Source organism: Kribbella sp. NPDC003505, assembly GCF_040610875.1.
Classification (GTDB): domain Bacteria; phylum Actinomycetota; class Actinomycetes; order Propionibacteriales; family Kribbellaceae; genus Kribbella.
On the sequence record NZ_JBEXNA010000005.1, the window covers coordinates 41,387 to 54,332 of the forward strand.

17 protein-coding genes are annotated in these 12,946 nt (G+C 71.1%); 10 read left to right on the top strand and 7 right to left on the bottom strand.

What is annotated here, in order from left to right; translation table 11 throughout:
• The first annotated feature begins 5 nt into the window (after positions 1-5).
• Positions 6-227 (top strand): ribbon-helix-helix protein, CopG family, encoded by a 222-nt coding sequence (locus ABZX12_RS18020; RefSeq protein ID WP_355694383.1) that lies wholly within the window; start codon positions 6-8, stop codon positions 225-227.
• On the top strand, positions 224-649 hold the full coding sequence (locus ABZX12_RS18025) for a PIN domain nuclease (protein WP_355694385.1): 426 nt from the start codon (positions 224-226) through the stop codon (positions 647-649). Before ABZX12_RS18020 ends, ABZX12_RS18025 begins: the two co-directional genes overlap by 4 nt.
• Here ABZX12_RS18025 and ABZX12_RS18030 read toward each other — a convergent pair.
• From ABZX12_RS18030 to ABZX12_RS18045, 4 genes are read right to left on the bottom strand one after another with little or no spacing between them, the layout of a single operon-like run.
• Positions 640-1,572, bottom strand: a complete 933-nt coding sequence (locus tag ABZX12_RS18030; protein WP_355694386.1) for a GNAT family N-acetyltransferase — start codon at positions 1,570-1,572, stop codon at positions 640-642. The two genes, ABZX12_RS18025 and ABZX12_RS18030, sit on opposite strands and share 10 nt — an antisense overlap.
• Positions 1,569-2,366 carry an NADH-quinone oxidoreductase subunit C gene (locus tag ABZX12_RS18035; RefSeq protein ID WP_355694388.1) on the bottom strand — a complete coding sequence of 266 codons (798 nt, stop codon included), beginning with the start codon at positions 2,364-2,366 and terminating at the stop codon, positions 1,569-1,571. Before ABZX12_RS18035 ends, ABZX12_RS18030 begins: the two co-directional genes overlap by 4 nt.
• Positions 2,363-2,920: an NADH-quinone oxidoreductase subunit B family protein gene (locus ABZX12_RS18040; RefSeq protein ID WP_355482292.1), complete on the bottom strand. Its 558-nt coding sequence runs from the start codon at positions 2,918-2,920 to the stop codon at positions 2,363-2,365. The genes ABZX12_RS18035 and ABZX12_RS18040 overlap by 4 nt, the downstream gene beginning before the upstream one ends.
• Before the next feature lie 4 nt (positions 2,921-2,924).
• Complete coding sequence (locus tag ABZX12_RS18045) at positions 2,925-3,770, bottom strand: alpha/beta hydrolase (RefSeq protein ID WP_355694390.1); 846 nt, start codon at positions 3,768-3,770, stop codon at positions 2,925-2,927.
• Positions 3,771-3,850: 80 nt separating this feature from the next.
• Between ABZX12_RS18045 and ABZX12_RS18050 the strand changes: the two genes are divergently transcribed.
• From ABZX12_RS18050 to ABZX12_RS18080, 7 genes are all read left to right on the top strand, one after another.
• The gene (locus tag ABZX12_RS18050) at positions 3,851-5,302 is read left to right on the top strand and encodes a cytosine permease (RefSeq protein ID WP_355694392.1); all 1,452 of its coding nucleotides are present in this window, start codon (positions 3,851-3,853) and stop codon (positions 5,300-5,302) included.
• A 2-nt stretch (positions 5,303-5,304) separates the two neighbouring features.
• Positions 5,305-5,817, top strand: coding sequence for a cysteine hydrolase (locus ABZX12_RS18055; protein WP_355694394.1), 513 nt, complete (start codon positions 5,305-5,307; stop codon positions 5,815-5,817).
• Positions 5,814-6,524 carry a GntR family transcriptional regulator gene (locus tag ABZX12_RS18060; protein WP_355694396.1) on the top strand — a complete coding sequence of 237 codons (711 nt, stop codon included), beginning with the start codon at positions 5,814-5,816 and terminating at the stop codon, positions 6,522-6,524. Before ABZX12_RS18055 ends, ABZX12_RS18060 begins: the two co-directional genes overlap by 4 nt.
• A 134-nt stretch (positions 6,525-6,658) precedes the next feature.
• Positions 6,659-6,817, top strand: coding sequence for a hypothetical protein (locus ABZX12_RS18065; RefSeq protein ID WP_355694398.1), 159 nt, complete (start codon positions 6,659-6,661; stop codon positions 6,815-6,817).
• Between the two features lie 216 nt (positions 6,818-7,033).
• Positions 7,034-7,162, top strand: coding sequence for a hypothetical protein (locus ABZX12_RS18070; protein WP_355694399.1), 129 nt, complete (start codon positions 7,034-7,036; stop codon positions 7,160-7,162).
• 13 nt (positions 7,163-7,175) lie between these two features.
• A complete protein-coding gene (locus tag ABZX12_RS18075) occupies positions 7,176-7,337 on the top strand; it encodes a hypothetical protein (RefSeq protein WP_355694401.1) in 162 nt (53 codons plus the stop codon).
• Between the two features lie 113 nt (positions 7,338-7,450).
• On the top strand, positions 7,451-10,369 hold the full coding sequence (locus ABZX12_RS18080; protein ID WP_355694403.1) for an AAA family ATPase: 2,919 nt from the start codon (positions 7,451-7,453) through the stop codon (positions 10,367-10,369).
• Between the two features lie 17 nt (positions 10,370-10,386).
• On the opposite strand, the gene ABZX12_RS18085 is transcribed toward ABZX12_RS18080, so the two are convergent.
• The gene (locus ABZX12_RS18085; RefSeq protein ID WP_355694405.1) at positions 10,387-10,608 is read right to left on the bottom strand and encodes a hypothetical protein; all 222 of its coding nucleotides are present in this window, start codon (positions 10,606-10,608) and stop codon (positions 10,387-10,389) included.
• A 218-nt stretch (positions 10,609-10,826) separates the two neighbouring features.
• Here ABZX12_RS18085 and ABZX12_RS18090 point away from each other — a divergent pair, with 218 nt between their 5' ends.
• Positions 10,827-11,726 (top strand): ornithine cyclodeaminase family protein, encoded by a 900-nt coding sequence (locus ABZX12_RS18090; RefSeq protein WP_355694407.1) that lies wholly within the window; start codon positions 10,827-10,829, stop codon positions 11,724-11,726.
• Positions 11,727-11,738: 12 nt separating this feature from the next.
• On the opposite strand, the gene ABZX12_RS18095 is transcribed toward ABZX12_RS18090, so the two are convergent.
• The gene (locus ABZX12_RS18095) at positions 11,739-12,095 is read right to left on the bottom strand and encodes an NADH-quinone oxidoreductase subunit A (protein ID WP_355694408.1); all 357 of its coding nucleotides are present in this window, start codon (positions 12,093-12,095) and stop codon (positions 11,739-11,741) included.
• 10 nt (positions 12,096-12,105) lie between these two features.
• Positions 12,106-12,870 (bottom strand): hypothetical protein, encoded by a 765-nt coding sequence (locus ABZX12_RS18100; protein ID WP_355694410.1) that lies wholly within the window; start codon positions 12,868-12,870, stop codon positions 12,106-12,108.
• Positions 12,871-12,946 lie beyond the last annotated feature (76 nt).

Sequence of the window (12,946 nt, forward strand, 5' to 3'; positions counted from 1 at the left end):
TGCGTATGAGCGACGTACTGATTCGCGACGTGCACGACGACGTGCTCGCGGTGATCGACAAGCGAGCAGCCGGCCAGGGCCTGTCCAGGAGCGAGTATCTGCGCCGGCAGCTCAGCCAGGAGGCCGCCCGCTCCGAGGTTGCCGTGACGCTCGCGGACCTCCAGCGGCTCTCCGAACTGGCCCGCGACGTGGAGGATCCTGAGGTCATGGACCAGGCCTGGTCATGACACCGACGCTCGGCTCCCGGCGCTGGCTGATCGACAAGTCGGCCCTGGTGCGCCTGAGCACCGCTCCCGATTGGGAGGACTGGGCGAGCCGGATCAACCGCGGGCTCGTCCACATCACCACCATGCCCTTGCTCGAGGTCGGATTCTCCTCCCGATCCGCGGACGAACATCGCTCGCTTCTGCGACAGCCACCTGTCGCGGCGATGCCGGTGGAGAACGTGACGCCTGCAGCCGAACGTCGCGCCGTCGTCGTGCAGTCCCAGCTCGCTTCCGCGGGTCAGCATCGGGCACCCTCGGTGGCGGACCTGTTGATCGCTGCCACAGCCGAGCAGACCGGCCTTGTCCTCCTCCACCTGGACAAGCATTTCGAACTCATCGCCGACCTCACCGGCCAGCCGACGGAGCGACTCCCTCAGGCTTGACCGAGGGGGAGTTGGAGCCAGCCGCCGATGTCGTGGCGGCCGGCGGTGAGGGCTGCGGTGCGGGCGGACTGGTTGGCGTGGTGGATGGTGCCGACGAGGATGCGGGTGGGGTCCGGGAGGGCCTGGGCGAGGAGGGTGCTCAGGTGCGGGCCGTAGCCGTGGCCGCGATGGTCGGGGGCGAGGATCAGTTCGCGGACGACGTACGCCGGGAGGCCGAGGGCGTCGTCGGGCTTGATCACCGCGGCGGCGTACCCGGCCCACTCGTCGTGCACCGTGACGTCGAACAGGAGTCCCTCGTCCGCGGCGTCCTGCAGGTCCTCGTGGTCCTGGAGGATCGCCTGCTCGGCATGGTCAGGGTGGTCGGCGTCGACCGCGGCGTACGCGCGGCGGGCCTCGTCGTAGTGGTCGACGCTCTTCGCCGGGCGGAGCGCGAGGCCGGGCGGTACGTCGTGCGGCCGGAGCTCGCGGATCGGTGCGGCGAGGAAGCGGCGGTCGGGGACGGTGCCGTCGACGCCGGGGGCCGCACTCCACAGGCGGACGTACAGCGGGTGGTGGATGCCGTAGTAGTCCAGCGCGGCCGCGGTCAGGGCGGGCAGGTCCGGCGGTTCGGGCGATCGGCTCATGGGGGTTGCGTCGACGAACGGCCTGGTCGCGTCGAGGTGCTCGAAGCGGATGCTGAACATCACGGACAAGTCGTTGCCGACGGCAACCCATTGGTTGAGCATCGAGCCGGCCGGTTTGCCGGGGGCCAGGCGGTGCGCGCGCTGGGCCGCGATGTCCAGGTCCTCGGCCAGCAGGATGTCGAGGGCCGCGTGCTCCTCGGCCAGGATCGCGAGCCGTCGCGCGTCGTCCACCCAGGTCCGGGTGAGCGGGTGCTGCCGTTCGAGCGTGTACCGGGCCAGTTCCTCGGCCGAAGGGATCACGACTCGGCCGACGAACCGTCGCCACCCGCAGGCTCCGGAGGCGCCTCGTCGGCGGCGGGCGAAGCCGGGGCGGCGGGTACGGCTGGGGCGGCGGGTGCGGCTGGGTCGGCAGTGGCGGTTTGGCGGCGGGTGCGGCGTTCTCCCGGTGCGGCGCCTCGGCGGGGGCGGGCCGGAGTGGCGGCTGCTTCCGCCGGGGCGAGCGGATCGGGGTCGGGTGAGCCGGGCTGGCGTGGGCCCCACGTCTCCGGGTCGGGTACGCCGGGCGGGAGCGTCCGGCGGCGGCTCGGTGCGCCGGCGGGTGCGTGGTCGGACTCGCCCGGCTCCTTCGCGCCCGGCCACGGCTTCGCGACCCGTGACGCGAGCACGAACTCCTTGCGCAGCGGGTGCCCCTCGAACTCGTCCGGCAGCAGCAGCGTAGTCAGGTTCGGATGCCCGTCGAAGGCGATCCCGAACATCTCGTACGTCTCCCGCTCGTGCCAGTTCGCCCCGGCGTACAACTCCGACAGCGACGGCAGGACGGCGTTGTCGCGCGGCACCAGCGTCCGCACCAGGACGTGGTCGACATGCGATCCGCCCCAGAAGTCCGCGAGGTGCGTCACCACCCGGAACCCGTCCTTGAGCTCGTCGGACGCGCTCAGGAAGTCGAAGAACGTGAGACCGACCGCGTCCCGCAGGACCTCGTGCGCCGCGACCCACGCTTCCGCCGGTACGTCGACCGCGGTCGGGCCGAAGCTGTCCGCCGCCGTCGCGGCGATCCCGGCGCTCGTCAGCGCCTCGAGTGCATCGGCGCTCAAGGCTGCACCAGCCCCCGCGTCAGCGCCGCCGCGGACGGCTCGTCGTACCGCGAGGTCACGTTCTCGCCGGCGATCTTCTCCTGCAGCTTGAGGATGCCCTGCAGCAACGCCTCCGGCCGCGGCGGGCAGCCGGGCACGTACACGTCGACGGGGATGATCTGGTCGACGCCCTTCGTCACGCAGTACGAGTCCCAGTACGGCCCGCCGGAGTTCGAGCAGGAGCCGAAGGAGATCACGTACTTCGGCTCCGGCATCTGATCGTAGAGCCGCTTGATCGCAGGCGCCATCTTGTCGGTCACGGTGCCCGACACCACCATCAGATCGGCCTGCCGCGGACCGGGCGCGAACGGGATCACCCCGAGCCGGATGAAGTCGTGCCGGCCCATCGACGCCGCGATGAACTCGATCGCGCAGCACGCCAGCCCGAAGTTGAACACCCAGAGCGAGTACTTCCGGCCCCAGTTCAACAGGTACCGGACCGGCTGCGGTGCGAGCTTCGCCAACGCACCCACCGCCGGCCGCACGGTCGGCATCCCCAGCTCGATCTCGGCCATGTCCTCAGCCTAGTCCGACGATCTCTTCCGCGAGGATTTCCGGGTACTCGAGTGGCGCGTAGTGGCCGACGCCGTCGACCAGACGCAGCCGTACGTCGCTGAAGAAGTCGTCGAGCCGGTCGGACCAATGGCGCGGGAACAGCGGGTCGAACTCCGGCCACAGCACCACGGTCGGTACGGCGATCCGGTCGTACGACGGGGGCGCGGTCTCGGCCGCCGACACGGCCACCGACCCGGCGCCCGCCCGGTACCAGTTGAGCGAGGCGGTGAACGCGCCAGGCGCCGAGTACACCGACACCAGATGCTCCAGGTCCGGCTGGAAGACCGGCCCGGACCAGTGCGTCCAGAAGTGCGTCAGATAGGACCGCACAGCGTCCTCACGACCGTCGATCAGCTCCTCGATCACGGGCAGTCGATGGAACGCCTGGTACCAGAACTCCGCCTGCGCGTGCTCGGAGAACACCCGCTTCCCGATCCCCGGCAGCGGCGGCGCGACCACCATTCCTTCCACCAGGCCGGGCCGGCTCCGGGCGATGCCCTGCGCGATCCGGCTGCCGATGTCGTACCCGGCGAACACCGGGCGCTCCAGCCCGAGCTCCTCGACCAGCGCCACGACGCTGCGGGCCTGCGCGTCGACGCCGTACTGCGTGACGTCGGCCGACAGCCCGCTGGTCGCGCCGAACCCGCGCAGGTCCGGCACCACCACCTCGAGCCCGCGCTCGACCAGCATCGGCGCCAGCAACCGGTAGTCCGTCCGGTCACCCGGCCAACCGTGCAGCAGGACGACCGCGGGACCTTCGCCCGCACGGTCGTAGGCCAGCCGGAAACCGTCCACCGCTTCGCTCAGCATGCGCCCCATTGTTGACCATGCCGCCGGCCGGGCCTACCGTCGTTTGAACAGGACTGAACAGGTCCATCGAAGGAGCCGGAATGACCGAACAGGTCGAGGTGCAGCAGTCCCGCGCGCTCGCGGTGGAGAGCAACGGGTTGAACGTGATCGCGGACGCCGACCGGAAAGGGCGGCCGAGCCAGTTGTTCTGGCCGTGGTTCGGCGCCAACGTGTCGGTGCTCGGACTGAGCTACGGCGCGTTCGCGCTCGGGTTCGGGATCTCGTTCCGGCAGGCGGTGGTGGCCGGGCTGATCGGAGTGGTGTTCTCGTTCCTGCTCTGCGGGCTGATCGCGCTCGCCGGAAAACGTGGTTCGGCGCCGACCATGGTGCTCAGCCGGGCCGCCTTCGGGGTCCGCGGAAACAAGATTCCGTCGCTCGTTTCCTGGCTGCTGACGGTCGGCTGGGAGACCGTGCTGACGATCCTCGCGACGCTCGCGACCGCCACCGTCTTCGAGCGGCTCGGCTGGGGCGGCGGCTCGGTGACCAAGGTGGTCGCGCTGATCGTCGTCGGCCTGCTGACGGTGGCCTGCGGCGTGCTCGGGTTCGACCTGATCATGCGGGCCCAGACGGTGATCACGATCGTGACCGGCGTGCTCACGGTCGTCTACATCGTCCTGGTCGCCGACCAGATCCACTGGAACACGGTTTCTGCGCTGCCGAGCGGGTCCGCGCAGGCGGTGGTCGGCGCCCTCGTGTTCCTGATGACGGGCTTCGGACTCGGCTGGGTGAACGCGGCCGCGGACTACTCGCGCTACCTCCCGCGCCGGTCGTCGAGCCGCGGCGTGGTCGGCTGGACCACGTTCGGCGGGTCGCTGGCTCCGGTCGTCCTGCTGGTGTTCGGTCTGCTGCTGGCGGGATCGTCGGAGGAGCTGAGCAAGGCGATCGCCGCCGACCCGATCGGTGCGCTGGCCGAGGCGTTGCCGACCTGGTTCCTGGTCCCGTTCGTGATCGTCGCGGTGCTCGGGCTGGTCGGCGGCGCCGTGCTGGACATCTACTCGTCGGGCCTCGCGCTGCTGTCGCTCGGGCTGCCGGTGAAGCGGTACGTCGCGGCGTTCATCGACGGTGTCGTGATGATCGCGGGGACCGTGTACGTGGTGTTCTACGGCGGCGAGTTCCTCGGCGAGTTTCAGGGCTTCCTGATCACGCTCGGCGTACCGATCGCGGCGTGGTGCGGGATCATGCTCGCCGATATCGCGTCCCGGCGCCGCGACTACGCCGAGGACGACCTGTACCGGCCGGCCGGGCGGTACGGCGATGTCCGGTGGCTGCCGGTGCTGACGATGCTCGTTGCCACCGGCATCGGATGGGGCCTGGTCACGAACACGCTGGCGTCGTGGCTGACCTGGCAGGGCTACCTGCTCGGTGCCTTCGGCCTCGGCGGCAAGGACGGCGCGTGGGCCTACGCGAACCTCGGCGTCCTGGTGGCGCTGGTGCTCGGCTTCGTCGTGCAGTGGTTCGGCGGACGGCCCGCCGTACGGCGGCAGGAGGCTTGACGGTGCTGGCCCTGATCGACCTGCAGCGGATCTTCGCGGACCCCGCGTCCGGCTGGGCGGCGCCGGATTTCCGGCGGGTCGTCGAGCCGACGCGTGAGCTGATCAGGATCTTCGCTCCCGACGTGGTGTTCACCCGGTTCGTCGCGCCGCGGCGGCCGACCGGGGCGTGGGTCGGCTACTACGAGGAGTTTCCGTTCGCCCTGCAGCCGCCGGACGCCGACGACTACCAGCTGGTCGACGAGTTCAAGGGCGCTCCGACGCTCGACAAGACCACGTTCGGCGCCTGGGGCCCCGAGCTGGCGGCGAAGGCGGACGGACGGCTCGTCCTGGCCGGCGTGTCCACCGACTGCTGCGTGATCAGTACGGCGCTTTCCGCGGTGGACGCCGGCGTCCGGGTCCAGGTCGTCGAGGAGGCCTGCGCCGGGTCGACCGCGGAGAACCACGCGAAGGCGATCGACGTGATGCGGCTGTACGCGCCGATGCTGGAGATCGTGAGCGTGGAGCAGTTGCGATGATCCGGCGGGTCTCCCTGAAGCACGAGCGGATCGCGCGGGTGCTCGCGCGGGAGATCAAGTCCGGCGTCGTACGGCGCGGCACCCAGCTGCCCGGCGAGGTCGAGCTGGCGAAACGGTTCGCGGTCAGCCGGAACACGGTCCGCGCGGCCCTCGCCGTCCTGGCCGACGACGAGCTGATCGCGACCCGCACCGGCAAGGGCTCGTACGTACTGTTCGACGGCCGGCCGTTGGACGGGCGGCTCGGATGGACGCACGCGCTGTCCGAGCAGGGCGTGCAGACCCGGATGCGGACGGTCCGGATCGAGCTCGAGGACGATCCCGCGCTGGCCGGCCGGCTGGGGCTGGAGTCGTCGCAGGTCGTGGTGATCGAGCGGGTCCGGCAGCTCACCGACGGTACGGCGATCTCGCTCGAGCGCAGCCGGGTCCCGGCCGTCGAGGCGCTGCGGGACCTGCCCGAACGCGGCCTCGACAACGGCTCGATCAGCGTCACGCTGAACCGCGCCGGCCTGTACCTCGACCACTGCGAACAACGCCTCCGCGGCCGTCCCCTCACGCCGGTCGAAGCCGGTCACCTGGCCCGCCCCGACGGCACCTGGTTCCTGCACACCACCCGCACCAGCTGGACCGCCACCGACCAGTTCGCCGAGTACGCCGACGAGCTCCTCGACCCCACCCACTACGAACTCAACCTCACCTACCGCAGCTGAGGCCCGCCGCAGCGGCTCGGCGCCGGTGTAAGGCCTCTAAGGGGTTCGTTGCCGGGGGCATAGGGAGTTGTGCTGATGTGGGCGGCTTCCTCAGGCGCGCACTGTTCTGGGACAGAGAACAGCCGGAGGAGATCATGTTCGCTTACTCGACCGAGGCGGTACGAGCGGAGATGGCGTACCGCCAGGACCGGATCCGCCGCGACTTCCAGCGCCCCTTCTGGTTCCAGCGCAAGCGTGCACCGCAGCCGCCCCAGCCCTGCGCGCCCGAACTGCGGGCACGTCCCGCGATGTGACCGCACGATCACCGCCCCAGGCCCCCTCCCCCCAAGGCGCGGCCGGCTCTCCGGAGCCGGCCGCGCCACTGTCTTTCCGGGGTCCTAGGACCCCCTGAGTCGCCCTAAGGGAGGGCTGCTCGCGGGGATAGGGAGGACTTCCGATGTGCGGGTCCTCCTCAGACGAGCAGATTTACCTCTGTCGGCAGGCAGCCGGCGCAGACAACGGAGGAACACATGTACACGAACGCATCGGTCAAGGCCGAGGTCGACTACCGCAGGGAGCGCCTCGCCCGTGACTTCCGGCAGACCCGGAGCACCCGGAGCCGCCGGACCATCAGCCACCTGTTCGGCCGGAAAGCCTGAAGGGAGGACAACCATGTTGACGATTCCGATCACCCCCGACGCCATGAAGGCGGAGACCGAGTACCGCCTGGAGCGCGCCAAGCGTGACTTCCGGCTCGCGGGCCGCCGTCGGCGCCCGGCGAAGGGCTCCCAGCCCGAGCCGCGGCACGCCCTGCGACCCCGTCCGGCCGCATGACCGCCGAAACCGCCGTCCCTGAGCGAGAAATCGCGATCAGGGACGGCGTTTCTGCGACTGGGAGACACCCGCGGACGGGATGCCGTCGATTTGTGTCGGCGCCAGGGGCGAAGATGGACGACGTGCCCTGGAATTCGACACCTCTCGTCGGCCGCTCGACCGAGATGGCCGCCCTGCTGAGCGCCGTGGACGACGCCAAGACTCGTCGGGCCGGCGCCGTTGTGCTGTCCGGTGACGCCGGCGTCGGCAAGACCCGGCTGCTGGACGAGGTGGCCACCGGCGCGCACGAGCGCGGGTTCGGCGTGCTCGTCGGGCACTGCACCGACTTCGGCGACGCCGGCCTGCCGTACCAGCCGTTCTCGGAGATCTTCGGCCGGCTGGCCGGTGACCGCCCTGACCTCGTCGAGGGCGTCCTGCGGAACTTCCCGGCGATCGGCCGGCTGCTGCCCGCGCACCGCCTGCTGAGCGCCCAGCCGACGCCGCAGGAGGGCCAGCTCGACCGCGCCGCGCTGTTCGACGCCGTCCTCGGCGCGTTCACCGCGCTCGCCACCAGCGAGCCGCAGCTGGTGATCATCGAGGACGCGCACTGGGCCGACGACTCGACCCGGGACCTGATCGGTTTCCTGATCACCCGGCTGACCTCGCAACGCCTGGCGCTCGTGGTGTCGTACCGCAGCGACGACCTGCACCGCCGGCACCCGCTGCGCCGCCCGATCGCCGAGTGGTCCCGCAACCCCCGCGTCCGCCGGGTCAACCTGCTCCCCCTCGACGCCGACGAGGCCCGCACCCTGCTGCACTCGCTGCTCAGGAGCCCGCTGCCCCCGGTCGAGGAGCGCCGCATCCTCGAGCGCGCGGGCGGCAACGCATTCTTCACCGAGGAGCTGGCCGCCGCGGCGTCGATGGGCGACGGCGACGTCGTGCCGCCCGATCTCGCCGACCTGTTGCTCGTCCGCCTGGATCCGCTGTCCGACGACGCCCGCCAGGTCGCGCGGGTGATCGCGGTCGCCGGCCGCCGGGTCCCGCACACCCTGCTGACCGCGGTCGCCGACCTCCCCGACCGCGAGCTCGACGAGGCGCTGCGCGAGCTCATCGACGCGCACATCATCGACCAGCCCACCAGCGATCGGTACTACTTCCGCCACGCCCTCCTCGCCGAGGCGGTGTACGACGACCTGCTGCCGGGCGAGCGCGTCCGCCTGCACTCGGCGTACGTGCAGGCGCTGAAGGACCAGACCGTCGCCGGTACGGCGGCCGAGCTCGCGGGGCACGCCACCCGCTCGCACAACCTGCCGGTCGCGTTCGAGGCCCGGGTCCGGGCGGGCGAGGAGGCCATCTCGGTGGCCGCACCGCAGGACGCGCTGAAGCACTACGAGCTCGCCCTGGAGCTGTTCCCGAACCGGGCGCCCGACCACGCGATCGACAAGACGACGCTGATCGTCTCGACCGCGACCGCGGCGACCTTGTCGTCGCAGCACCTGCGGGCGGTGAAGATCCTCCGCAAGGCGCTCGCCGACCTGCCGCCGGACGCCCCGAAGCTGGAGCGGGCGCAGCTGTTGCTGCCGCTGGCCGACATCGCCCTGGTCATCGACCAGGACCAGGAGGCCAACGAAGCCATCACGCAGGCCCTCAAACTCGTCCAGGACGAGCCCGCCAGCGTGTTCAAGGCGCAGGTCGCGTCGTTGTATGCCAGGGTGTCCGACGCGCTCGGCCGTCCGATGGAGGCGGAGCGCTGGGCGCACAAGGCGCTCGAGATCGCCCGCGACGCCGGTCAGGAGTCCGCGGCCAGCGACGCCGGGATCACGCTGGCGCAGCTGCGTCGCCGGGCCGGTGACCCGGAGACCGCCGTGAAACAGCTCGAGGAGGCCGCCGTCCGGGCGCAGCTCATCGGCGACCCCGCCGCGGAGGTGCGCAGCCGGTTCCTGGTCGGATCGACGCACTACGACCAGGGCGACCTGCTGAACGCGAAGGCCGCGCTGTCGTTCGCGGCGAAGCGCGCCGGTGAGCTCGGGCGCCAGTGGGCGGCGTACGGGTTCGACGCGCGCCGGATGCTGGCCCTGACCCAGTTCATGCTCGGCGAGTGGGACGCGGCGGCGGCGACCGCCAGGACCGACGCGATGACGCCGGCGGCGGCCGCGGCGGCGCTGCGGGCGGTGGACTTCTCGGTCCGCGGCGGGCGCGGCGACACCGCGGTCGCGGAGGAGTTCGAGCTGTCCCGGAAGTGGTGGGACCTCGACGTGATGCTGCCGATCCTCGGGCTGCAGCCGGCCGTCGACGCCTACCGCGTGCTCGACAAGCCGGCCGAGGCCGAGAAGCTGATCACCGACGTGTCCGCGCTGTGCGCCGACGTGTTCCAGACCGAGTGGTTCCTCGGCCGGATCCGGTTCTCGACGCTCGGGCTGCAACTGCTGTGTCACCGCGCGGTCAGCGAGCCGTCGGCCGCCGCGGAGCTGGTCGCGCGCGGTGCGGAGCTGGTGTCAACCGGGCAGGCAACCGCGGAGAAGGGCCTGCCGCCAGGGCGCCTGATGGGCGTCGAGGGGCTCGCCTGGCTGGCCCGGCTGGAGTCGGAGTGGGACCGGCTGCGCTGGCTGGCCGGGATCGACGCGCCGACGCCGGAGGAGCACGTCGCCTCCTGGCAGCGCACCACGGAAGCCTTCGGCTACGGGTATGTCTTCGAGCAGGCCTGGTCACGGATCCGCCTGTCGGCCGCTCTCCGCGCCGCGGGCCGGGTCGGCGAAGCGAACGAGCAGACCGCGCTGGCGGCCGAGGTCGGGCGCGAGCTGACCTCCCGCCCGCTCCTGGAGGAGGCCGGCGGCGTCGACACCGGCGGCGCGAGTGCGCTCACATCGCGCGAGACCGAGGTACTGCGGCTGCTCGCCGAGGGTCGCACCAACCGGCAACTGGCCCGCGAGCTGTACATCTCGGAGAAGACGGTCAGCGTGCACGTCTCGAACATCCTTGCCAAGCTCGGCGTCCGCTCCCGCACGGAAGCCGCCGCCGTGGCCCGCCGCGACGGGTTGCTCGGCGAGGACTGAGCCAGGACCCGCCGCGGTCAGCCGTGGCTGCGGCGGCGGTCGGGCTGGGGATACAGGTGCCGGGCCCGGGCGCGGGCCAGTTCGTCACCGGCAGATGCCGGTTCTGCGGGCGCCGGTGTGGGCCGATCGAGTTCGGTGATGTCGTCGAAGACCTTGCGGGCGTGCCGCATCCGCGCTGCGGCCAGGAGCACAAGTCCGGCCGCAGCCAGGGCTATCAGCACCCACAGTTGCCACGACATAGCCTCACCGCCACGTATTCGCCCCGTTCCCCCGAGTAATCACCATAGCCCCGATATCGGCGGTTGGCGACCGGCCGTACGCATTCCGTTGACACCGGTGCTTGAAACTCGCGTTTTGTTGCGTCGGGCAATCACAAACGGTGATCAGGCAACAAGGTGACCACCTGGGCCGCCGATTACTCTCAGTGACTCAGGAGGAGGGGAATATGCTCGGGCCGGTGAGAGTGCTGTCTGCTGACGACGTCCGCCGGGCCGTGCCGATGAGCGCGGCCATCGACGCCGTGCGGGACGCGTTCCGCGAGCTCGCGGCCGGGCACTTCGTGCTGCCGCCGCGGCAGATCTTCGGCGACGGCGCGGTGCTGGTGATGTCGGCGTACCATTCCCCGACCGGGACCGCGGTGGTGAAGAAGATCGGGATCGCGCTGGACCAGGTGCCGGCGATCCGCGCGACGCTGATCTGGACCGGGCGCGGCGAGCAGCTGGTCGCGGACGGCAGCTCGATCACCACGCTGCGGACCGGCGCGGTCGTCGGCGTCGCGACCGATCTGCTGGCCCCGGCCGACGCGACCCGCCTGACCGTGATCGGGTCCGGCGCACAGGCACCGGATCAGATCCGCGCGGTGCTCGCCGTCCGCCCGATCGCCGACGTCGCCGTCACCGGCCGCTCGGCCGGCCGCGCCGAGGCTCTGGCGCAGGAGCTCGCGGCCGAATTCCCCGCCGTACGGTTCACGTCGGGCACGGACGTCGACGCGGCGGTCGCCGACGCGCACGTCATCTGCTGCGCGACGTCGTCCAGCACCCCGCTCTTCGCCGCCGACACCCTGCCCGCCACCGTCCACGTCAACGCGATCGGCGCCTTCCGCCCCAGCATGCGCGAACTCCCCCGCGACCTGATCGCCTCCGCCGGCACCGTCCTCGTCGACCAGCGCGAAGCCGCCCTCGAAGAATCCGGCGAAGTCATCGACGCCGTCCGCGCAGGCAGCATCACCACCGACGACCTGGTCGAGCTCGGCCCCGCCCTCGCCGACCCGCCGGCGCCGTCGGGCCGCACGGTCTTCAAGTCCGTCGGCGTCGGTTGCCAGGACTGGGCGATCGCCGCCGCGCTCGCCGGACGGTAGCCGCGGAGCCGCTCAGGTCCAGCGAAGGACGCCCTTGCGGTAGGCGTACAGCAGGCCGACCGCGACGAAGGCGAGGAAGACGAACATCTCGATCAGCGTCGCGAAGCCGAGGGCGGCGAAGATGGTGGCCCACGGGAACAGGTAGATCGCGTCCACGGCGAAGATCACGTACAGGTAGGCGAACAGGTAGTACCGGATGTGGACCTGGGCCCAGCCCTCGCCGACCGGGTCGACGCCCGACTCGTACGTCTTGAGCTTGCCCTCGGTCGGATAGGTGACCGTCAGCGCCTTGTTCAGCGCGAAGGCGCCGAGCAGCCCGACGAGGCCGAGCGCGACCACCGCGGCGATGACGCCATAGCTGTCCGACACGAGCAAGAGTCTAGTTCGTGCAGAGCAGCAGGGAGTCGACCGAGACGTACGGGCCGTAGCCGGAGCGGATGTCGGCGGCCTGCAGCCTCAACCGCGTCACGCCGGAGATGTCGTAGTTGAGCCACGTCTCGGTCTCCTGCTGCATCCGGACCGAGGTCAGCGCCGTCGTCCCGTTGTGCAGCGACACCCGGACCAGCCCATCGGTGAGGTTGCCGAGCCAGTTCCGCGAGTACCGGCAGCCGGTCGAGTCGACCTCGCCCCAGACGTACCCGCCCTGGTTCGCGAGCAGGTCGGCCTCGGCCCGCCGTGGCCCGTCCGCCGGCGGTACGACGGTGAACTGCGGCTGTCCTGCCCCGCCGGCCCGCACCAGGCCCTTCGCGAACATGCCCCGCCAGACGTAGTGCTTGAAGCTGATCATCGGCGAGATCGCCGCGGCGTACGGCGCCTGCGGGCCGATCGCGATCCGATAGGTCCGGACCGAACCTGGCTGCACCGTGGTGATCGTCACGCTGCCGCCCGACGAGTACCCGTGCGCGACCTCCTGCCAGCGCTTCAGCGACGGGATCCACTGGTGCAGCGGGATCCTGGTCCCGGCGGCGGGCGCCGGCGACAGCGTGCCGACGACGGTGATCACGCCCTTGGTCGCGTCCGTCGTCCGGATGCTGTAGATCTTCGCGGTCCGTGCGGGCGAGGTGGACGCACTCTGCGCCGAGGCGAGCGGGACGGCGCAGCCCAGCAGGAGCAGAGACAGCAGTCCGATCAGCACACGGCGCATGAAGCAACTCCCTGAGGTCACAACTGGATGACGACACCCTGCCGCTTCTCACTTCGGATCGCAAGCGAGCGCTTGC

What these genes read in the sequence shown, in the direction of transcription:
- ABZX12_RS18040 (WP_355482292.1), bottom strand. Translation starts at nt 2,920, where the DNA reads ATGGCCGAGATCGAGCTGGGGATGCCGACCGTGCGGCCGGCGGTGGGT.
- ABZX12_RS18050 (WP_355694392.1), top strand. Translation starts at nt 3,851, where the DNA reads ATGACCGAACAGGTCGAGGTGCAGCAGTCCCGCGCGCTCGCGGTGGAG.
- ABZX12_RS18060 (WP_355694396.1), top strand. Translation starts at nt 5,814, where the DNA reads ATGATCCGGCGGGTCTCCCTGAAGCACGAGCGGATCGCGCGGGTGCTC.
- ABZX12_RS18085 (WP_355694405.1), bottom strand. Translation starts at nt 10,608, where the DNA reads ATGTCGTGGCAACTGTGGGTGCTGATAGCCCTGGCTGCGGCCGGACTT.
- ABZX12_RS18070 (WP_355694399.1), top strand. Translation starts at nt 7,034, where the DNA reads ATGTACACGAACGCATCGGTCAAGGCCGAGGTCGACTACCGCAGGGAG.
- ABZX12_RS18020 (WP_355694383.1), top strand. Translation starts at nt 6, where the DNA reads ATGAGCGACGTACTGATTCGCGACGTGCACGACGACGTGCTCGCGGTG.
- ABZX12_RS18075 (WP_355694401.1), top strand. Translation starts at nt 7,176, where the DNA reads ATGTTGACGATTCCGATCACCCCCGACGCCATGAAGGCGGAGACCGAG.
- ABZX12_RS18080 (WP_355694403.1), top strand. Translation starts at nt 7,451, where the DNA reads ATGGACGACGTGCCCTGGAATTCGACACCTCTCGTCGGCCGCTCGACC.
- ABZX12_RS18065 (WP_355694398.1), top strand. Translation starts at nt 6,659, where the DNA reads ATGTTCGCTTACTCGACCGAGGCGGTACGAGCGGAGATGGCGTACCGC.
- ABZX12_RS18025 (WP_355694385.1), top strand. Translation starts at nt 224, where the DNA reads ATGACACCGACGCTCGGCTCCCGGCGCTGGCTGATCGACAAGTCGGCC.
- ABZX12_RS18045 (WP_355694390.1), bottom strand. Translation starts at nt 3,770, where the DNA reads ATGCTGAGCGAAGCGGTGGACGGTTTCCGGCTGGCCTACGACCGTGCG.
- ABZX12_RS18100 (WP_355694410.1), bottom strand. Translation starts at nt 12,870, where the DNA reads ATGCGCCGTGTGCTGATCGGACTGCTGTCTCTGCTCCTGCTGGGCTGC.